We start from the raw sequence: 19531 nt of genomic DNA, 5'->3' as shown, positions 1-19531 counted from the left end.
CTTTATTCAGTTTTCAAAGGTCTACCGAATTGCTTTGGAAGTTAATCCTTAGCGCTTAATCATTATATCATCGATTGATTCCGATGTCAAGAACTTTTTTAATTAATTTTTGAAGCTCTTGATTGATTAGCTACATCAGCAACTCTTATATGTTATCAAATCATCAACTCACTGTCAACAACTTTTTTAAATTGTTTAGAGCTGACCAGCAGTGATTTATTTAACTGCCGTGACAACGATATCTAATATACCGGGTTTCCCTTGGATTGTCAAAGGGTTTTGTAAAATAAATCCTGCTTTTTTAAGTTGATGAACATTATTGCTAATCTTCTCCTCAACAACCCATAAAAAGCGAATAATAAAATCTTAAAAATCCCGCGTAATTCGATTTTTTCTAAGCAACGCGGCGACGAATTTATAAGGATACTTAAAGTCAACTAAAGAAACTTCACTTTTACAGACGAGACTGCTAGAATTTAGCGGTAACTACCATTAATTCGTAAGGAGTAACCATGACCACATTAATTGATTTTATTCTTCACATCGATGTCCACCTGATTCAAATCGTCAATGCCTTTGGTGATTGGAGCTACCTCATCCTCTTTTTAATCATCTTTATTGAAACCGGGGCCGTCATCATGCCCTTCTTGCCCGGCGACTCGCTCCTGTTTGCCGCCAGCGCCTTGGCTGCTGATCCCCGGTATGGCTTAAACATTTGGCTGTTCGCCCTCCTCTTTTTAATCGCCTGCATTAGTGGGGACTCGCTTAACTTCTATTTGGGGCAAAAAGTCGGTCGTTCCCTGTCCAGCCACTCCTGGTTTGGCCGTTTAATTGATAAGCAAAGTCTGGCGAAAGCTGAGCAATTCTTTGAACGGCAAGGCGCACCGGCCATTATCCTCGCCCGCTTCATGCCAATTATCCGGACCTTTGCCCCGTTTGCGGCCGCTGGTTCGGGCTTCCCGTATCGCAAGTTCATCCGCTTTAGTTTAATTGGCTGCGTTACTTGGGTTGTTCTCTGCTGTGGCGGGGGCTACTTCTTTGGTAATCTGCCCTTTGTACAAGAGCACTTCTCCTTGATCATCCTAGCGATCATCGTCGTCACCCTGATTCCCGCGATCGTCGGTGGCATCAAGGCCCGGTTGAGCAGCACGAAGGAAACGGACTAACTGGTGTTCAAGGCGCCGCAAGCTTGCCCATAACCCCAAGCCCGTCAACATTACCCACACGACAAAATAACGCCAAAAGAAACCACTGGTCAGGAGTCGAATAATCGGCTCCTTTTTTGGTGTAAACACCCAATCCCGGTTAGCAAAGATCAATTCATGAAACCGCCAAAACCCGGTCCCAAAGTTCAAAATCAATAGGCCCGCCAGTGTCCCCAACCACGGTAACAGCCACCGCAATAAGCTGGGCAGGCGCCATAATTGATAAGTGCGAGAAGCCCGCCTTAATAACCAGCCACTCCCCACCCCGGCACTAACCGTTAACAGCAAGCCACCCCTCACTAGCATCCGCACCTCTTGAAAATGATGCTGCCCGGCCGGGGCCAAGGGCAGCCACCGAAAAGTCAAACGCGGCGTCGCTGAAAGCAAAAAATGAATAATCCGCCCGTATTCGCGAAGCTGCTGGTGCCACGTTAAACCATAAAAATGAGTGGGGTGGGCCAATAACAAGGGTGACACCAACAAGGTTACCAAAAAGGCGCTGCCTAAGATCGTTAACCCCAACAAAAGGAGCGTTAGCAGCGCCAAACTGGTTTCTTTAAATGAGGTGCCATTCATCAAGGGTCGGTACCGTATGGGTCGGTTGCTGCGCTTGTTTGGCCACTTGGGCGGGCGTCGAAACCCCCGTATAGACCAGGAGGGTATCAATTCCGGTGTGGATCCCAGCTAAAATGTCGGTCTGGTAGTTATCCCCCACCATCACTACATCGGCTTTAGCCAGGCCGCTCTTTTGCAAGGCCAACTCCATAATCAATGGCTCGGGCTTGCCGATCATGATTGGTTTGATTCCTTTAACGGCCGTCGCATAGGCCACTAACCGGATTAAGGCCCCCGCCCCCGGGGTCAGGCCCTTTTCGTTCGGGAGGTTGCTGTCAGCATTGGTGCCAATAAAAGTGCTCCCAGCTAAGATATTTAATACCGCTGTTTCCAATTTGGCATAGGTCACCTGGGTATCCAGCCCCACCACCACATAGCTGGGGTGGTCCGCTGTCAGGGTAAAGCCCGCCGCTTGAATGGCCGTCTTTAGCCCCACTTCCCCCACCACGTAGGCCGTCTTCGGCCGGTCAGTCACCGTCGCCTTAAGATAATCAGCTGTCGCTAGCGCCGTCGTATAAATTTCCGTGGCGTAAGCCTCAATCCCGTGGTTGCGGCTTAAATTTTGGGCAACCGCCTCCGGTGCCTTCGTACTATTGTTAGTGACAAACAGGATCTGTTTCCCCGCAGCCCGTAACCGGTCAATAAAGCGGGGGGCCGCAGGAATTTTTTCCTTCCCCTTGTACATCGTGCCATCTAAGTCAATAAAATACCCTTGATACATCCTTACTTCCTTTCTGTCACCCGGTGGGTGCGCTTACCACTTTTAATCCGCCGGACCCGCCGCTTGGGGCGTCCCTTTTCATGATTTCGGGAATTAGCGGTGTGATCCTTATTGCCGGCGCGTTTTTTGCTCCGATTCAAATAGCGCGGAATCTGAACATCCTCATTTTGAATCACAAAATACGCACAGCCAAAGTTGCAATCTTCCACCAAGTAATCCTGAATCGTCGCTACCCCGCGCTCGGGAGTGTACAGCCGGTTTTCGGGCGCATAAAAACCGCGCAAGCGCAGTTGATCAAAGCCCCAATCCCCCACAATATAATCGTATTTGCTCAACACGGTGCTAAACCGATCCGCCAGGGCCGCCGGATCAAAGGCCCCCTGGTGGTCAGCCACTAATACGTACGGATGCTGGTTAAGGGTGAAGTGGGTCGCGTCTTGACGTTCAATCACAAAGGCACCGGCCCGTTCCGCCCGGCGCTTTTCACTATACAAAGTAAATTGCGTTCGATTCATACCGTTATTCCTTTCCCTGTTGTTGCGCAGCCAACCAGGTCGCTTTCTTTGCCGCGATGGTTTCAACTTCAGCCATCGATAAGGGCGTCCCGAAGGGCACTGGCTGGGCCAAGAAATTTAATTCTGGCGCATCCACTCCCACGTTGAGATTGGTTGCGTACGGCAATTGGTAATGATGGATATGGCCATGTAAATTGCGGATTTGGGGCGCAATGCCCAATAAGAGGGGATAGTGGGTCAAATAATACTGGCGGTGATTATACTTGATCAGTTTCCCCACATCGTGCAGCTCAAACTTTGTCTGCCCCGCAACGGTCACATTGTGGGCGGCCAAATACTTGAACAAACTCCGGCGGTCGTGGTTTCCCTTGAGCAGGACCAAGCGGCCATTTAGCGCCATTAAGCGTTCATAAATCGCCGCGTTAACCACTTTTTCGGGGCGGTGAAGATCCACGGCAATGTCGCCCAAATGATAAACCACATCGGTCGGTTTTACCCGCGCGTTCCAGTGGTCGATAATGGCTTGATCCATCGCTGCCGTGGTCGCAAAGGGCCGGGGCGCAAACTCATCCATGCCCAATAAATTTTCGTCCATTAAATGGGTATCGGAAATTACATATTGCATCTAACCACCCTTTCCAATTATGTACAAAGGGAGTGGAAGCATGGCCTCCCACTCCCTTCTTTAACTAGTCCCCTTAAGGCTTAAGCTTGCTTGAGGCGTTCGATATCACGAACGATCATCAATTCTTCGTCAGTTGGAATCAAGAAGGACTTCACCGTCGCGTCTGCGCTGGAAATGTCGCGTTCTTCGCCCCGGACGTTGTTCTTTTCTGGATCAATCCCCAGCCCAAAGCTCTTCAATTGGTCCGCCACCGCTTGCCGGAATTCAATGTCGTTTTCGCCGACCCCGGCCGTAAAGACAATCGCATCCGTGTGGCCCAATTCTGCCATGTAAGAACCGATGTAGCGCACAATCCGGTTTTCAAAGATGTCCAAGGCCAGTTGGGCTTGTTCGTTGCCTTCTTCTGCGGCTGCTTGAACGTCGCGCATGTCACTGGAAATCCCGGATAAGCCCAGCAAGCCGGACTTGTGGTTCAAAATGTCAACCATTTCGTCGCTGGAAATCCCCAGCTTGTTTTCCATGAAGTTAACCAAGGATGGGTCCACATCCCCGGACCGGGTGGCCATGGTAATCCCGGCCAATGGCGTGAAGCCCATTGACGTGTCATAAGACTTCCCGTTCTTGATTGCCGTAATGGAAGCCCCGGCCCCAATGTGGCAAGTGATCAGATTTAATTCTTCTAATGGCTTGCCCAACAAAGCAGCGGCCCGGCTGGCAACGTAACGGTGGCTGGTCCCGTGGGCCCCGTACTTGCGGGCCCCGTACTTTTCATACCATTCGTATGGCAAGCTGTACAAAGCATTCATCTTTGGCATCGACGTGTGGAAGGACGTGTCAAAGACCGCAATGGCAAAGGCATCCGGCAAGACTTGCTTGAAGGCCTTGATCCCGATTAATTCCGCCGGGTTGTGCAGTGGTGCATATTCGGCCAAGGCATCAATCTTAGCCATCACATCATCATCAATCACCGCGGAATCTTTGAAGAATTCACCCCCGGCCACGATCCGGTGACCAACGGCCGTAATTTCGTTGAATTCCTTAACAATCCCCAAGTTGGTTAATTGCTTGAGCAAGTATTCTACGGCCACCCCGTGATCCTTAAAGGGGGTTTCTTCATCGTTAACTTGGCCATCCCCGTACTTGATCTTGGCGTGACCCATTTCCAAACCGATCCGTTCGATCAGCCCTTCGGCAAGGACTTCTTCGCTTGGCATATCGAACAACTTAAACTTAACGGTAGAACTTCCGGCATTAACTGCAAGTGACTTTGACATACGTAATACTCTCCTTTAACTTTCGTGCGTCAGGTTCGTGGCCATCCACTGGTCAACTTCGGCCATAAACTTCTTAAAACCGCTTTGATCCTTAAACGATGGGAACGTCCCCAACAACACCTTGGCTGCCTGGTGACTATCAGCTCCGTGACGTTGCAACAACAGAATCGACTTGGCCGCTTGGGGACTGGCAAAGAGTTCGGATGGTAAGTTCACCAACCCTTGCAAGTAAGCAACCGACTGGATCCATTCCACCAACCCCTTGGTCTCTTTCGTCTTAAACAAACTGCTTGGGACCAAGAACAAGCCAAACCCACCGGGGGCCAGGTAATTAGTCGCCTGCTCAATCATTAAATGATGAACGTAGGAATGGCCTTCCTGAGCCCGGGTCCGGTAGTTAGTCGTGTTGGCGTCCAAGGGATAGTAGCCGACCGGCAAGTCGCTGACCACCAGGTCCACCAACGGCACGTCCAAAGCTTGGATCGCATCTTGGTGCAACAAGGTCACCGGTTGCTTTTGCAATTCCGCGCTGACGCTGGCGGCCGCGAGCATCGTCTCGTCGTTATCAATCCCAAAGCCCTGCAAAGGTTGGCCCAAATCCTGCTTTAACCGGTTCATCACCGTGTATAAGAGGTTGCCCACCCCAACAGCCAAGTCCAACACGGACTGCGGCGTTTGGTGGCGCGCTAACCGTTCCACTAACGCGGCCATCAACAGCCCCAAGGTGTCCGGGGTCATTTGATGGTTGGCTTGGAATTGGTCTTGCCGCATCACCTTTAACAAAGCGAGCTGTAAGAACTTCCGGATCGTTTCGGGATCCGCGCTGGCTAAATCCATTTTAGCATATAAAGCGCTTACTTGATCCGCTGTCGCCTGGTCAGGTACACCGTCTTCAATCCGCACCTTGCCGCCATCCACCAGGTTCTCCGCATTTTCCAGGAAGGCATCCATCCGCGAACTGCGCAAGGCCCCCTGAAGCAGGCCAGTCGCCTCATCAAATGGGGTAAAGAGTTGTTCTGGAGTTTGTGGTACCAGTCTAAGTCGCTCCCTTCTGCATTCTTTTGCAACACCACTAGTTTACTGATTTTTACCACTAAATTCAAGCACTTACGGGCCGGGACTTGGATAATCATTCGTCTTTTTCCCCGTGGCGGCCCCCATTTGGTGCGCCTTGGTCAGGTTGGCTTGGGTTTGCCGGTCGAACTGGCGCACCAATTGCTGGTTGATCTGGCGTTGTTGGGCCAGGTACTGCACGTTGAAGAGGGTCACCGTTGCAATCGCGCTCAGCAGGAGAATCACGGTCAATAGCGCGTGGCCGGCTGGGCGCGGGTGGTTGAAATTGAACAATTGCTTCATGCCTCCTTTGATCGGTCGTCGTCAAACTTAAGGCAACTTCATGGTCATTGAGCATTCGCCAGGCCACCGTGGACGATTGGACCTTAATCAGCAAGGGAATGTAACCCCCGCTGCTCCCCTTGAGGGCTAAGGGCCCGATTGGCCGGGGATCGGCTGTGACCTTAAACAAGCGCCCCCGCCGATCCCGCAAGATAAGGCCGGTCCGGCCCGCTTCGACCAGCGTAAAGGCGTAGCGGTCCCCTTCTAAGAGGGCGACGGCTTCGTACCAGTCGGTTTCTGACGATAAGGTCAGCTTGGTCTGGCGGTTTAAGGTCTGAACAGTCATTTCAATCAGCAGCACCGTCACAGCCAGGATGATCAGCCCCAATAAGGCATCTGCGAGGGTAAAGGCGTGTCGTTTCATGGGCGCCACTCCTTGAGTAAGGTTTGTTGTTTCCAAACCCGGACGTAATTCGGCGTCGCCTCAGCGCGCAACCCTTGCCGGCTGATAGTAGCCTCAGGCTGGCCGGTGGCGACTTGGGTGCTGACCTCCTTGGCCAAGCGGGCGACAGTCAAGGCCTGGTCCATTTGCTGGCGTTGCTCTTTGATGGCGGCGACATTAACCATCAAAAAGGTCAAGGCCACCGTTAAAATTGCCAGGGCAATTAAGTTATTGGCCGTCAGAAAGCCGGCCCGGTGTCGTTTGAACAAATTTATACGCTCCTCCCATTTGAATCCGCACTTCATAACGCGCCCCCGTCTGCCGATCGATAAAGCCGATCGTGCCCGGGGTTGTGTAGCCATCAGTTTGCAAATTCCAGCCGGTTTTCCCCGGCGTAACCAACGTTAAACTTCCGGGCACCGCTAAATCCTTGCGTTGCGTGTGGTGGGCACTATGCCAGATAAAACAGATCTGACGTGAATCGAATAAGACCTTCACCGAACTGGCCCGCTGACTCACCCGGGCGTGGACTGCCGCCGCCTGCCACTGTTGCTCGAGTTGCTTAAAAAAGCGTTGCTGCTCCCAGACCTGGTAGCCGCGAATCGCGCGGGGCGTCACCAGCCAGAAACTGGCTGCCACGATCCCCAAAACCAAAAGCATTTCGACCAGGGTAAAAGCCGGCCGTCTCATTGTTTAACCGCCTTTCCCCCTTGGATGACGATCTTTTCTTTCTGGGCTTTCGCTACCTGGGCCGCCGTTAAATAATCACCCCCTTCCAAGTCGGCATAACTATTGACGCTTTGGCCGGTATTATTTTCATACAGGTCGATCTGGGTTTGGACGACGTTGACCATGGCGTCTTCGTGGACCCGGGTGGCGTGCTTGCGCTGGGCCGCCAAATTAGGCAAAATAATCAGAATCAACAAGGCAATAATAAACAAGACAATTGACATCTCAGCTAACGTGAAACTGCTATGTTTACGCATTTTAACTAAAAAATTTTTCATTCATTTCACCACCGCAATTGATTGATAAATTGGCAACAACAAACTTAAATACATCCCCAAAATCCCCAGGGCGACGATCAAAAACAAGACCGGCTGCACCAGGGTCAACCAGCTTTCCACCTGGTGGGTTAAGCGCTGAAACTGGAGCCGCGCAAAAACCGCCAATTCTTGGCCAAGCTGCTGATTGGTCCACCCCCGCCCCAGCAGGGCAACGAGTTCATCGGGCAAACAGGACTGACTTTGAATCAACGCCGGTAGGGCGGCGCCACTGCTCCCCTGCACCTGGAGCTGCTGGCCTAATTGATAGAGCAAGGTGGTCGGCTCCGCTTGTTGCAAAAGGGCACAAATCTCTTTGAGCGACAGCCCCTGGCGCACTAACAGCGCTAAGTTGCTCACCAAATAGTAGCTAAAGTACAACTGGACCAGCCGCCCCACCCCGGGTAAGCGACACAGGGCGTTGACTTGGTTTAACCGCGGTTGGCGGCGCCAGGCCAGATACCGCCAGCCCCCCAGCAGTCCCAAGGCCCCCAGCGCCCCCAACAGGGCTTGCAGCGCCATCACCAGGCCTGTCGGCAGCTGCCAGGCTTGCCAGGACTGCAATTCCGGGTAAACATACAGCCGCAAGACCACCCCGAGCCCGACCAATAAGGCTAACAAGAGCACGGGGTACTGCAAGAGGGCCCGCAACTTTTGCTTTTCCTTCGTTCGCAGCGTCAAATAAGTGCTTAATTCCCCGAGGGCCTGGGTCAATTCCCCGTGGCGTTCTGCCAATTGCAATTGGACGGCTTGATCAGCCGTTACCCACGGTCGGACCACCGTCGCAAAGCTGATCCCCTGGCTTAAGTTGGTCGCCACGTAATCAATTACCGGCGCTTGCTTAGGCATGATTACCTTGGCAAAACTCAACGCCCGGCGCAGGGGAAAGCCCACCTTTAACATATCGACCAGCAAGCTGAACCACTGGGCCAACTGCCGCTCGCTCAATCTAGCCCGCCGAATAGCGCGTGGCCGTAGCGGCCGTAATTTGGCCCGTGGCTTGGGCCTGCGCCAACCTCGTTTGCCAAGCATCGCTCATTCCTCCTTTCGTTGGTTCCGCCAGGACCGACGGCAGGGCCGCAGCCGTTAACAAGTCAAACAACACGGCCATCCCCCCAGCGGCTTGTTCAATCAACCGTTGGTAGCAAACCAGACTGACGGTTTGGTCCAGGTAGTGCTCGCTCACCCCAAGCTGCCTGAGACGAGCCAACACTCCCGCCGCCGAACGCGCGTGGACCGTCGCCAGGACTAAATGGCCACTGAGCGCCGCCCGGGTGGCAATCTGCGCCGTTTCCGGATCACGAATCTCGCCAATGATAAAGATATCGGGACGGTGGCGCAGCCCAACCCGTAACAAATCTTGGTAGCCCATCTGGGCCAACTCATTGACTTGCAGCTGGATAAAGGCCGGTTCGTCAATTTCGACGGGATCTTCAATCGTCATAATGACGTGATCCTCCTTCAACTCGCGGGCCAGCCGGTACATCGTCGTGGTCTTGCCCGACCCCATTGGCCCGGCAAATAAGATCAAGCCCCGCTTTTGACACGCCGCCTGCAAGGTGGTCCACTGATCGGGCACCATCAACTGATATTGCTCAGTTAAACGGTAAATAAAGCGCACCACCAAGGATTCTTGCCCCCGGTAATCCCCCACCGTCGATAAGCGCAAATCAATCGGCGCCCCCTGATGATGGGGCCAACGGAGCGCCCCGGTTTGGGGCCGGCGGTGTTCACTGACCGCCATATCGGCTTGGTACTTCAAATACGAAATCAACTGCTGCCCCGCTGCCAGTGAATACTGGGCGATCAGCTCCAGCTTGCCACTGGTCAGGGTCAACAACTGGTAGGCCCGCTCACGGGGCAACAGGTACAGGTCCGAAGCCCGCTGGTCAATCGCCGTGGCCAGGGTTTTCGTAAAATTGCGTTCTAAATCCAAAAAAAATCCCCCCTTTTACTTTATAGATACGTCAAACGGGCGGATTTTTAATTATTTATTTAAAAATATTTTCAAAGCCTCGTGAGCGTGCTTTAACCGCTCCTCATGGCTAAAATTATTCGGGACGAATTTATCAAATTTGTCTAATTAATTTGGGGCGTAAAAAAACAGGCCCCCGTATGGAGACCTGTCGGCAAATTATTCGGCGATGTAAGCCGCTTCGTAAACGTCGGCCACGTCGTCGTTGTTTTCTAATTCATCGATCAAGTGTTGGTATTGACCAACCTTGTCGGCTGGCACTTGCGTCTTGTTTTCTGGGATCATCGTCACTTCGGCCGTGTCCAGTTCGTAACCTTGTTCTTGCAAGGCATCCCGCACTGCCGTCATGGCACTAGGATCCGTAAAGATTTGGAACTTGTCGTCGGTTGCCTTCATGTCGTCGGCCCCGGCTTCCAAAGCATCCATCAAGACTTCATCTTCATCCTTGTCCAACCCATCACGCAAGATTTCGATCAAGCCCAGCCGGTTAAACATGTAGGAAACCGACCCGTTGGCCCCTAAGGAACCACCAGAGTGCGTGAAGGCAGACCGAATGGCAGCGGCCGTCCGGTTCTTGTTGTCCGTCAAGCAGAAGACCATCACGGCAACCCCACCAGGACCGTAGCCTTCGTAAGTGATTTCTTCGAAGTTGGCCCCACCGGCACCAGTAGCCTTGTCGATGGCCCGTTGCACGTTTTGCTTTGGCATGTTAGCCGCCCGGGCCTTTTCCATAACCAGCCGGAGTTGAGGGTTGTTGTCGGGATTCGGGTCGCCCGCCTTAGCAGCTTGGTACAAGTCACGGGAAATCTTTTGGAAAATCTTACCACGCTTAGCATCCTGCGCATTCTTACGCCCTTGGATGTTATGCCATTTTGAGTGTCCTGACATAATTAACTCCTCTTTTCTTTAATTGATAACAAAACACTAAAATTTTAGCAGTTCCTGCCGATAAATTCAAGCAAAACTTACCGGTGCCGCCAAAGTCGCCACAGCCACCGGCCCACCAGCGCCAAGGCGCCGAGCCCAACGGCCCAACCGCCCAGTTGCCAGCCCGTCGTTACGACCTGGTTGACCACCGCGGTCATCAGGCTATTGGCAATCGCGGCACTGAAGTTAAAGGTGGCCGCTTGGCTTTGCAACAGCCAGGTTAACAGCCAGAGCAAACTCCCGCTGACCAACCCGACCACCGCCAAGTACCGCCCTAAGGCGTGGTTGAAAAATTCCCGCACTGCGCCAAGGACCACCAGCAAGCCACTCACCACCAAGGTCACACTGGCCACTTGCTTGGCGACCTGCAAATTCTGCTGGACCGTTTTTAGCTCACTGGTATTTAGCTGAGCGTTAACGGCGGTATTGACCGTTCCGGCAACCCCCGCCGTCAGTTCCGTTGGGACCTGTACCCCATAGACTGACAGGGAGTTATCCGCCCGCCGACTGGCCCGCTCGGTCACTGCTGAGAGATCCAAGGCCAGGGGCTGATCCTGGTAGACCTCCGTAATCAACTGCCGCAAGACCGCCTTGGTATCGGTCGCGGTAATCAAATTCGTCAGCCCATACTGGGTTAAACCACTGTTCAGCTCACTTTGGACCGTTGCCACGACCGTCGGCGTCGTCAGCGTCGTTTTGGCCGTTTGCTCACTTAAGACCGTCTGCTGGGCCCACCAACTGCCCAGGAAGAAAACAGCGGCAAGGACCGCCACTAAGTGCAACCCCACATGCTTGGGGCGCTTTGAAGCACCCGGCTGGGGCATCCTTGGCGTCGATCGTTGTCGCCGTAACGCTTCACGCGAAAGTTCAGTTGTCATCGGTCTAGTGCGTCGTTTGCCGCTTGACGAAGCCGTGGTTCAAGATAATGCTGGACCCTTCGATCGTCGTAGCTTCTTGGCTTTCTTCTTGGTCGCCGTTCATCAGCTTGGTCAACAGCCGCATCGAGACAGCCCCAATATCGTACAGCGGTTGGGTAATCGACGTCAGCATCGGCCGGGTCACTTCGGCCAGCTTGGTGTCGTTCCCGGTAATCAACTGGAATTCGCCCGGCACGTCAACGCCCAGGTCCGTCAACCCATTTAATAGCCCTGCCGCAATCCCATCATCACTGACAAAGGCGGCGTCGACCCCAGCGTTTTTGATCGTTTCAGCTAATTCGTAGCCCTCACTGTATGAATCATGGGCTTCAAAGATCAACCCATCATCAAAGGCCACGCCAGCTGCTTCCAACGCGGCTTGGTAACCTGGAATCCGGAAGTCCTTGTTGACCGTCGTTAATTGCGAGCCAATTACCAAGGCGACCTTCTTAGCTTCGTGTTCGAGCAAGTAGGTCGTGGCTTCTTGGGTCGCCTTGCGGTAGTCGATGCGTACCGTCGCCAAATCGGCGTCGTTAGTCATGGAACCGGCGACGACGACCGGAATCGTTGAATTTTCAAATTCAGTTTGCAGTTCCGGCGTAATGTCGTGCCCCATAAAAATGATCCCGTCGACTTGCTTGGCCATCATGCTGCGCACAACTTGCAAAGCCTTCCCGTCATCAGCATCGGAGTTGGTCAAAATCATGTTGTACTTGTACATTGAGGCGATGTCATCAATCCCCAAGGCCAGGCGGGCAAAGTAGTCGTTGGTAACCGAAGGAATCACTACCCCCACCGTGGTAGTCTTCTTGCTGGCTAACCCCCGGGCTACGGCGTTGGGCCGGTAGTTGAGTTCCTTAATTACTTCTAAAACTTTTTTACGTGTTTCAGGTTTCACATTCGGATTCCCGTTCACGACCCGGGAAACTGTCGCCATTGAAACCCGGGCTTCGCGCGCCACTGTGTAGATCGTTACTGACTGCTTCTTCATTTCTTAGCGCCCCTTTCTGCTTAGTCTGGTGTGTTTTCATGCTTCTTTCATTTCGCAACAATCAATATATCAAAGTTCCTGTGAAAGCGCAAATCAAAACTCTGAAGTGGTATAATTGTTACCAAATGTTCATTTTTCTTTAATCAAAACGTTAGGAGGCTGCGCTTTAATGAACAAACTACACCAACTTCGTCAAACAATTACCGATCAAGGGTTAGCGGTCGCTTACATCAGTGATCCGATGACGATCAAGTACCTGACCGGCTTTTACAGTGATCCGGTTGAGCGGGTCTTGGCCTTACTCGTCTTTGCCGATCACGATCCCTTCCTCTTTGCACCGGCCTTAGAGGTCGAAGCCATCAAGCAATCGGGCTGGGCGTACCCGGTCTACGGCTACTTAGACCACGAACAGCCTTATCAAATGATTGCCGATCAGGTCAAGCGCCGCGTCGCCGACCCCCAAAATTGGGGCGCCGAACTGGGCTTTTTAACCGTCGCCCGGCTGCGCGCCCTCCAAGAAAATTTCCCGCACGCCAAGTTTGACTTTGACCTGACGCCGGCCATTGAACAGATGCGCCTGCTCAAGGATGACCAAGAAATTGCTACCCTCAAAGAAGCCGGCAAGTGGGCGGATTTCGCGCTGGAAGTCGGTTTTAAAGCCGTCCACCCTGGCGTCAGCGAACAAGCCGTGGCGGCCGAATTGGAATACGCCCTGAAGCAACACGGGATCATGAACATGAGCTTTGACACCCTGATTCAAGCCGGTGCCCACGCGGCTGAACCCCACGGTGCCACTTCCGATCGCTTGATCAAAGAAGGCGACTTGGTCCTCTTTGATTTAGGGACGGTCTACGATGGCTACATCAGCGACGTTTCGCGGACGGTAGCCGTCGGCGAAATTACCAAGCAACAAGAAGAAATTTATCAGGTCTGCTTAGAAGCCCAATTGACTGCCCAGGCCGCCGCCAAGCCGGGGATGACTGCGGCCGAACTGGACGCCATTGCCCGCCAAGTGATTGAAAAGGCCGGCTACGGCGAATACTTTATCCACCGGCTCGGTCACGGGATGGGGATGAGTGAGCACGAATTTCCATCCATTATGGAAGGCAACGACCTCCAACTCCAACCTGGCATGTGCTTCTCAATCGAACCGGGGATTTACATGCCGGGGATCGCTGGGGTGCGGATTGAAGACTGCGTCCACATTACCCCAACCGGCTGTGAACCCTTTACCCACACCACCAAAGCACTTCAGACCCTATAATTACCAGTCCAACCAAAAAACGCTAAAGCTTCAGCGGCTACGCTGAGCTTTAGCGTTTTTTACTGTCCGCGGCCAGATAATGGCGCTTAGGCTTGGGTTTGGTCAATAACGATATCGGCCGCCCCGTCTTCTTCCCGGGCCTGGGCTAATTGTTCCCGCAGGTCCGCCGTCTTGGCATTAAAGTCCTTTTTCATCACGGCCTTGGCTAAACTGGCCGTTTGATCTTGGGTCTGGTGCTTGACTGCGGCCCAACGCTCACTTAACCGTTGGCCGTAATCGGCAGCCAACCCGTCGGTAATATCTAAGACCTCTAAGGCGTAGTCGGTGGCGGCGTCCAACGCCCCCGTGGCCACCTTTTGCACCTTGGCCGTAACGGCCTGCTTTTGGTCGGCCTTTAAGGCTTGCCAAGCGACAACGGCGGCTAGTCCCCCTACCAAGGTGCCGGCTAATAATTTATGTGCCATCAATAATTCTCCTTTCACTTAGGCTTTCTTGCGATTCTTTAAGCGGGCCAAAATCCCCATTGCGGCAGCTTGACCCAGCTTGGTCGTCCACTTGTTGCGCTTGGCGCGTTGCTCAGCCACGTGACTGGCAAATTGCCGGGTGGCCGTGTTTAAGTCACTGACACTTTGCCCGACTTCGCCCATCGCCACAAAGGCTGGATCGACTTTTTCGGCCTTGTGATTTAAGTCCGCTAATAATTCATTGGTATTTTGCAAAATCCCGTCCGCTTGGTGCGAGAGGGTCGTCGCTTCTTGCGTCAACGCTGCCAGGTTGGTAATCGCTTCGCGCAAGGCTTTCACCACTTGTACCAAGAACCAGATTAAGGCAATTACCAAGACTACCAATGCTACGGCGGCAATCATCCCCGCCAATTGTCCAACTGTCATCTGTTTGACCCCCTTTTAAACTTCATGGCGACATTAACGTCCCCTTGGACCCGTCGCCGAATTGATTAACTAATTTTAGGATAGCATGGAAGCGGCGCCCTCGCAATTGGATTTGCATTCTGGCGCCCCGTTCGCTACATTAGTAAGGGACTTGGCCGCCGCCAAAAACGGTAGCGGCCGCATTCTGAGAAAGGACTTTTACTATGCCACCACAAGTTAAACAACAAATCAATGAGCTGGCTGGCTCCCTCACCCACCTCAAGTGGCAAACCCTCTTGAGCAACTTTGTCGACCGGCTGGCGACCATTATCTTTGCGACCGTGATCTTCCTGGTGATCCTTTGGATTGGCCGGTTGGTCATCAATTCCTTCTTTAAAAAGACCCGGCGGATCGAAATTCTCGGCGGCAACCGGCGGGCGAAAACTTTCCACGCCTTAAGCCTCAACATTTTCCGCTATACCTGCTACCTCTTTTACCTGTATGCGATTTTATCGACAATCGGGGTCCCGGTCGGGACACTGATTGCCGGGGCCGGGATCTTCTCCATCGCCTTGGGGCTCGGCGCGCAGGGCTTTGTGTCCGACGTGGTCAACGGGCTCTTCTTATTATTAGAGCAGCAATTAGACGTGGGAGATGTCGTTGAAATCGGCCAGGTCAAAGGGGAACTGACCTCCTTGGGCTTACGAACTACCAAGGTCTTAAGCGCCGATGGGACCCTGACCTTCATTCCCAACCGTAACATCACCACCGTCAAAAACTTCTCCCGTCACCAACTGACCCAAACCGTTGATATTCCCCTCAACCCGGCCGCGCCGTTGGAGCAAGTCGGCACGATTATTGATCAAGAAATCCAAGCCGTTAGCCACCGCCCGGCTTGGCAACACGTCACGCCCCAAGTCCTCGGGCCGGTCACGGTCAACGGTCAATTATACTACCGGTTGCTGGTCACCGCCGACACCGCCGTTGTGGCAACTTTGGCCAGTGAACTGCTGAACAACTGTCTGACGGCGTTAAATGAGGCCGCTATTCCTTTTGCGCCCCAAGTCAGTGCTAATCCCTCAGCGCCCCAGTCATAGAAAGAAGGTTACGCAATGCCAATTAAAATGATTGTTACCGATATGGATGGCACCTTTTTAAACGATGCCCACACTTATAATCACGCCCGGTTTGCCCAGGCGCTGCACCTAATGCAAAAACGCGGCGTTAAATTTGTCCTGGCCTCGGGTTCCTCATACCCGCGCCTGGTCCGGGAGTTTGCCGGCTACGAAGCCCAGCTCGATTTCATTTCCCAAAACGGCTCGGTCAGCCACGCGGGCACGAGCTTAACCAACGTCGTACCGATCAGCCATCCCGATATCGACCATATTATCCGCTCGGTGCACAAGTCCTTCCCGGCCGAACACATCAGTGAGCTGATTGTTGCCGGGGTGGACACAGCCTATGTCGATCAAACCATGAGCCCGGCCAGCCTGGCTGATACCAAAATCTTCTACGAACAAGTTCAAGTGGTCCCCGATTTGACTCAGTTGACGACCCTCCGGCCCCACGAAGCCTTTACCAAAGTGGCGGTCCGCTACACGGATCCGGTCTCGCCGACCCAGTTCAAACGGATCATGGACGGGCAATTACCCAACCACCTCTTAATGGAAACATCGGGCTTTAACACCGAACTAATCGGTCAGGCGGGGGCCACCAAGGCCAATGCGATCGCCCAACTCCTGGCCCGTGATCAAATTGCCCCCGACGAAATTGCCACCTTTGGGGACAACGAAAACGACCTCGGGATGCTGGCAATGACGCCGTTTAGCTATGCGATGGCAAACGCCGCCCCCCTGATCAAAATGCAAGCCGCCAACGTGACCGAATTTGACAACAACCACGACGGGGTGCTCAAAGAAATTATCAAATTGCTAAAATAAGCAAAAACGACCCGCGGGCCAATCAACTTGGCTGGCGGGTCGCTTTGCTTTTCTCCGACTAGCGGGCGAGGTGAAAACTCAATTCCGGCACCGGGGTCAGGTTGCGATCATAATATTGAACGTTAAAGGCGCTAGCAGTCACTTCGACCACCGCAAAGGTCCCGCCCAAATAAGCGTATTGGCCCCGCGGCTGGCTGATGCTGCCCGGATTCAAATACAAGGTACCCTTGATGACCTCACAGCCCAACTGATGGGTGTGCCCAAAGGCCATAATGGCCGCGCCCTGCTCCTTGGCCAAGAGCATCAGCGGCGTCAAAGTCGTGTTAACTTGGTATTCATGGCCGTGGGTGACGACGACCTTAACCTTTTCTAAGGTCCGGCTGATGACGGGGAGGTAATTTAACCCCCAGTCGGTATTGCCAATTACCGTTAAATACCCCGCCATTGCCGGGTCACTTTCCGGTAAATTGGAATCCCCGCAGTGAAACAGGGCCGCTACTGCGGGGCCAAACTGCGCCTTAATTTGCGTCAAAATGGCGGCGTCACCGTGGTTATCACTGACAAACAGCAGCTTCATGTTATTCACCCCACCATTCGTTAAAGTGCGCCATGAATTCCCGCAGGGCCCGTCCGCGGTGGCTGATCTGATTCTTTTGGGTGTCGGTTAAATTGCCCATCGAAGTCTGCAGTTCATCGACGAAGAAGAGCGGATCATAACCAAAACCGTGGGTCCCGGTCAACTCGTGTAAAATGTGACCGTGGACTTGACCGTGGGCCACCAATTTACTGCCGTCGGGCTTGATGCCGACAATCGTGGTGTGGAAGTGGGCGGTCCGCTGTTGATCTGGCACGCCCGCCAACTTAGCCAAAAGCTTGGCGTTATTGGCCGCATCATCATGGTCGCCCGCGTACCGGGCCGACCGCACCCCGGGTTCGCCATCCAAGGCGTCGACCATCAACCCCGAATCATCGGCCAAGACCGGCAAATGCAAGTGGGCACTGGCCGTTTGGGCCTTAATCGTCGCATTTTCCTCAAAACTGGTGCCATCTTCGACAATTTCAAAGGGCGCAAAATCCGCCAGGGTCTTTACTTCAATCCCGGCGGGCGCCAACATCTCCTTAAATTCCCGGGCCTTTCCCGGGTTCTTGGTTGCGATTACCAGTGTTGCCATCATTAACCCCTTTCTGCTTGGTCAGCTTCCATCGGCAAAGTGAGCGTTTCATAAGTTGTCGCCGCCGGTAACAACGGCAGCCATTGTTTGGCCCCCTCCTGGAGGTCGCTGAGCTGCCCGGTCGTACATAAGCGCAAGGCGCCCCCGGCCGGATTCAATTGGTCATGGACCGTCAACTCATTGGCAACGGCGGCCACCGTCTCCGCGGCCGGATCCACCAAGCGGACCGCGGGCCCGAGGCAGTGGCGAATCTCCGGCGCCAAAAACGGGAAGTGGGTGCAGCCCAAAATCAAGGCATCTACCGGCTGAACTCGATACGGTGCCAGGGCGGCGTTGACCGCCGCTTGGGCCGCGGCCGTCCCGGTCTGGTGGTGTTCCACCACGCTGACCAGCGCCTGGGCCGCTTGGGCCTGGACCCGGACTTCGGGCGCCTGGCGGTGCAGCTCATGCTCGTAGGCTTGGGCTTTGGTGGTAGCCGTCGTGGCAATGACCCCAATCACCGCGTGCGGTTCTTCAGCTAGGGCCGCCTTCACCCCGGGCTTGATGACCCCAATGACTGGGATTGGCAGGGCGGCTTGTAAGGCTGGCAGCGCGGCAGCCGTCGCGGTATTGCACGCCACTACCATCAACTTGACGTCCTGGGCCACCAAAAAGCGGCCAATCCGCAACGCTAAGCGCCGCACTTCGGCGGCCGACTTGGTCCCGTACGGGAAGTGCCCCTGGTCGCCAACAAAAATAATTGATTCATTTGGCAGGCGTTCTTGGAGCACCCGGGCCACCGAAAGGCCCCCCAGCCCGGAATCCATCACGCCAATTGGTCGTTTATCCATGCGATTACACTCTTTTCTAATCGATCCTTGAAACTTCATTATCAACTTTTCCCGCCCAGTTTGCAAGTTTTGGTAAATTGACTAGGTTTAGCGGCTGGTTTTTTGTATAATTGATGGCGATTGAGAAATAAGGAAGTACGAACCATGACGCAAAAATTATACGACCAACTCATCAACAGCCCGCGCGGCATGAGCACGGCAGCAATGCGCGATGTCTTGTTGCCCTTGATTTTAGGCCAGGAGACCGATGGCATTTTATACTGGATCGGTAAAGACTTGGCCCGGCAATTCCCCGTCGCCACCCCAGGTGACTTAAGCCTCCTCACCCACCAACTTGGCCTGGGGGATTTGCGCTTAACCAGCAGCCACAATACCACTATGACCTGGGAATTAAGCGGCCCGGTAATTGCGGAACGGCTGGCCCTGCAAAAAGAAGCCACCTCCTTTACCCTGGAAGCTGGCTTTTTGGCCAAGCAAGTTGAATTTCAGACCAGTAAGGTGACGGAAGCCACCGTCCTCGAAAAGAAAAAGGACACCGTGGTGATCCTGACCGAAAGCCAGGCGGTGACCGAAGAAGGCGAAGTCGAACTGGTCACCTTTATCCAGCCCCAAGCCGCGGCCACTCCGGCGGCGGCCCAACCGGCCCCGACCCCTAAGGCAGCCAAGTCGCCTCGCGCCCAACGCCGGGCCGAAAAATTGGCCGCCAAGGAGGCCAAAAAAGCGGCCAAGCGCGCCGCTAAGGAAGCCAAACGGCAGGCCAAAGCTAAATAATCCAAAAGGCGGTCGCGCCCCCATCTGGACTGGACCCTGTCAAATGGAAAGTTGAATTATGTAAATGATTAGGCAGCTAGTGCTCGATATTCAGCGGGCG

Annotated in this window: 25 protein-coding genes; 5 read left to right on the top strand and 20 right to left on the bottom strand. The window is 53.7% G+C overall.

Translation table 11 applies throughout. From position 1 onward, the window contains the following. Positions 1-512: 512 nt before the first annotated feature. The gene (locus FC43_RS02350; RefSeq protein ID WP_019206818.1) at positions 513-1166 is read left to right on the top strand and encodes a VTT domain-containing protein; all 654 of its coding nucleotides are present in this window, start codon (positions 513-515) and stop codon (positions 1164-1166) included. Here the strand turns inward: FC43_RS02350 and FC43_RS02345 are convergent. The 15 genes from FC43_RS02345 to ccpA all read right to left on the bottom strand — a co-directional run bounded on the left by FC43_RS02345 (position 1083) and on the right by ccpA (position 12585). Continuing rightward, positions 1083-1751 (bottom strand): lipoprotein intramolecular transacylase Lit, encoded by a 669-nt coding sequence (locus tag FC43_RS02345; protein WP_162258979.1) that lies wholly within the window; start codon positions 1749-1751, stop codon positions 1083-1085. The two genes, FC43_RS02350 and FC43_RS02345, sit on opposite strands and share 84 nt — an antisense overlap. 10 nt (positions 1752-1761) lie before the next feature. Continuing rightward, a complete protein-coding gene (locus FC43_RS02340) occupies positions 1762-2541 on the bottom strand; it encodes a TIGR01457 family HAD-type hydrolase (protein WP_056953779.1) in 780 nt (259 codons plus the stop codon). Between the two features lie 2 nt (positions 2542-2543). Beyond that, the gene (locus tag FC43_RS02335; RefSeq protein ID WP_056953777.1) at positions 2544-3056 is read right to left on the bottom strand and encodes a YutD family protein; all 513 of its coding nucleotides are present in this window, start codon (positions 3054-3056) and stop codon (positions 2544-2546) included. 4 nt (positions 3057-3060) lie between these two features. Further along, the gene (locus FC43_RS02330) at positions 3061-3681 is read right to left on the bottom strand and encodes a metallophosphoesterase (protein ID WP_056953775.1); all 621 of its coding nucleotides are present in this window, start codon (positions 3679-3681) and stop codon (positions 3061-3063) included. Between the two features lie 80 nt (positions 3682-3761). Further along, positions 3762-4955 carry an acetate/propionate family kinase gene (locus FC43_RS02325; RefSeq protein ID WP_056953773.1) on the bottom strand — a complete coding sequence of 398 codons (1194 nt, stop codon included), beginning with the start codon at positions 4953-4955 and terminating at the stop codon, positions 3762-3764. Between the two features lie 15 nt (positions 4956-4970). Continuing rightward, positions 4971-5990: a class I SAM-dependent methyltransferase gene (locus FC43_RS02320; RefSeq protein WP_338086417.1), complete on the bottom strand. Its 1020-nt coding sequence runs from the start codon at positions 5988-5990 to the stop codon at positions 4971-4973. Between the two features lie 94 nt (positions 5991-6084). After that, entirely contained in the window at positions 6085-6714 is a 630-nt protein-coding gene (locus FC43_RS02315) for a hypothetical protein (RefSeq protein WP_056953771.1), read from the bottom strand. Continuing rightward, entirely contained in the window at positions 6711-7001 is a 291-nt protein-coding gene (locus FC43_RS02310) for a hypothetical protein (protein ID WP_056953769.1), read from the bottom strand. The genes FC43_RS02315 and FC43_RS02310 overlap by 4 nt, the downstream gene beginning before the upstream one ends. Further along, on the bottom strand, positions 6961-7422 hold the full coding sequence (locus tag FC43_RS02305) for a type II secretion system protein (protein ID WP_019206826.1): 462 nt from the start codon (positions 7420-7422) through the stop codon (positions 6961-6963). Before FC43_RS02305 ends, FC43_RS02310 begins: the two co-directional genes overlap by 41 nt. Beyond that, positions 7419-7739, bottom strand: coding sequence for a prepilin-type N-terminal cleavage/methylation domain-containing protein (locus FC43_RS02300; RefSeq protein WP_056953767.1), 321 nt, complete (start codon positions 7737-7739; stop codon positions 7419-7421). The genes FC43_RS02305 and FC43_RS02300 overlap by 4 nt, the downstream gene beginning before the upstream one ends. Beyond that, on the bottom strand, positions 7740-8807 hold the full coding sequence (locus FC43_RS02295; protein ID WP_082611436.1) for a type II secretion system F family protein: 1068 nt from the start codon (positions 8805-8807) through the stop codon (positions 7740-7742). After that, positions 8725-9711, bottom strand: coding sequence for a competence type IV pilus ATPase ComGA (gene comGA, locus FC43_RS02290; RefSeq protein WP_056953763.1), 987 nt, complete (start codon positions 9709-9711; stop codon positions 8725-8727). The genes FC43_RS02295 and comGA overlap by 83 nt, the downstream gene beginning before the upstream one ends. A 198-nt stretch (positions 9712-9909) precedes the next feature. Continuing rightward, positions 9910-10638 carry a YebC/PmpR family DNA-binding transcriptional regulator gene (locus FC43_RS02285; protein WP_019206830.1) on the bottom strand — a complete coding sequence of 243 codons (729 nt, stop codon included), beginning with the start codon at positions 10636-10638 and terminating at the stop codon, positions 9910-9912. Positions 10639-10715: 77 nt separating this feature from the next. Then, positions 10716-11555, bottom strand: a complete 840-nt coding sequence (locus FC43_RS02280) for a hypothetical protein (RefSeq protein WP_156648227.1) — start codon at positions 11553-11555, stop codon at positions 10716-10718. A gap of 4 nt (positions 11556-11559) precedes the next feature. Then, positions 11560-12585, bottom strand: a complete 1026-nt coding sequence (ccpA, locus tag FC43_RS02275; protein WP_019206832.1) for a catabolite control protein A — start codon at positions 12583-12585, stop codon at positions 11560-11562. Between the two features lie 169 nt (positions 12586-12754). On the opposite strand from ccpA, the gene FC43_RS02270 reads away from it, so the two are divergent. Then, positions 12755-13849 carry a M24 family metallopeptidase gene (locus FC43_RS02270; RefSeq protein ID WP_056953759.1) on the top strand — a complete coding sequence of 365 codons (1095 nt, stop codon included), beginning with the start codon at positions 12755-12757 and terminating at the stop codon, positions 13847-13849. Between the two features lie 86 nt (positions 13850-13935). Here the strand turns inward: FC43_RS02270 and FC43_RS02265 are convergent, their stop codons facing one another. Together FC43_RS02265 and FC43_RS02260 are read right to left on the bottom strand one after the other, a co-directional pair. Next, positions 13936-14313, bottom strand: a complete 378-nt coding sequence (locus FC43_RS02265; RefSeq protein ID WP_019206834.1) for a hypothetical protein — start codon at positions 14311-14313, stop codon at positions 13936-13938. A gap of 18 nt (positions 14314-14331) precedes the next feature. After that, the gene (locus FC43_RS02260; protein ID WP_019206835.1) at positions 14332-14739 is read right to left on the bottom strand and encodes a DUF948 domain-containing protein; all 408 of its coding nucleotides are present in this window, start codon (positions 14737-14739) and stop codon (positions 14332-14334) included. Between the two features lie 203 nt (positions 14740-14942). On the opposite strand from FC43_RS02260, the gene FC43_RS02255 reads away from it, so the two are divergent. Next, positions 14943-15815 carry a mechanosensitive ion channel family protein gene (locus tag FC43_RS02255; protein WP_056953757.1) on the top strand — a complete coding sequence of 291 codons (873 nt, stop codon included), beginning with the start codon at positions 14943-14945 and terminating at the stop codon, positions 15813-15815. A gap of 15 nt (positions 15816-15830) precedes the next feature. Further along, positions 15831-16658 (top strand): HAD-IIB family hydrolase, encoded by an 828-nt coding sequence (locus FC43_RS02250; protein ID WP_056953755.1) that lies wholly within the window; start codon positions 15831-15833, stop codon positions 16656-16658. A gap of 58 nt (positions 16659-16716) precedes the next feature. On the opposite strand, the gene FC43_RS02245 is transcribed toward FC43_RS02250, so the two are convergent. From FC43_RS02245 to murI, 3 genes are read right to left on the bottom strand one after another with little or no spacing between them, the layout of a single operon-like run. Further along, on the bottom strand, positions 16717-17235 hold the full coding sequence (locus FC43_RS02245) for a YfcE family phosphodiesterase (RefSeq protein WP_056953753.1): 519 nt from the start codon (positions 17233-17235) through the stop codon (positions 16717-16719). A 1-nt stretch (position 17236) separates the two neighbouring features. Next, on the bottom strand, positions 17237-17830 hold the full coding sequence (locus tag FC43_RS02240; RefSeq protein ID WP_019206839.1) for an XTP/dITP diphosphatase: 594 nt from the start codon (positions 17828-17830) through the stop codon (positions 17237-17239). A 2-nt stretch (positions 17831-17832) separates the two neighbouring features. Continuing rightward, complete coding sequence (murI, locus tag FC43_RS02235; protein ID WP_019206840.1) at positions 17833-18660, bottom strand: glutamate racemase; 828 nt, start codon at positions 18658-18660, stop codon at positions 17833-17835. A gap of 144 nt (positions 18661-18804) precedes the next feature. Between murI and FC43_RS02230 the strand changes: the two genes are divergently transcribed. Continuing rightward, positions 18805-19431, top strand: a complete 627-nt coding sequence (locus tag FC43_RS02230; protein WP_082611435.1) for a YslB family protein — start codon at positions 18805-18807, stop codon at positions 19429-19431. Positions 19432-19531 lie beyond the last annotated feature (100 nt).

The sequence above is a fragment of the Limosilactobacillus ingluviei DSM 15946 genome (assembly GCF_001435775.1).
In the GTDB taxonomy this organism is placed as follows: Bacteria; Bacillota; Bacilli; order Lactobacillales; family Lactobacillaceae; genus Limosilactobacillus; species Limosilactobacillus ingluviei.
This window is presented reverse-complemented; position numbering and strand designations above follow the sequence as displayed.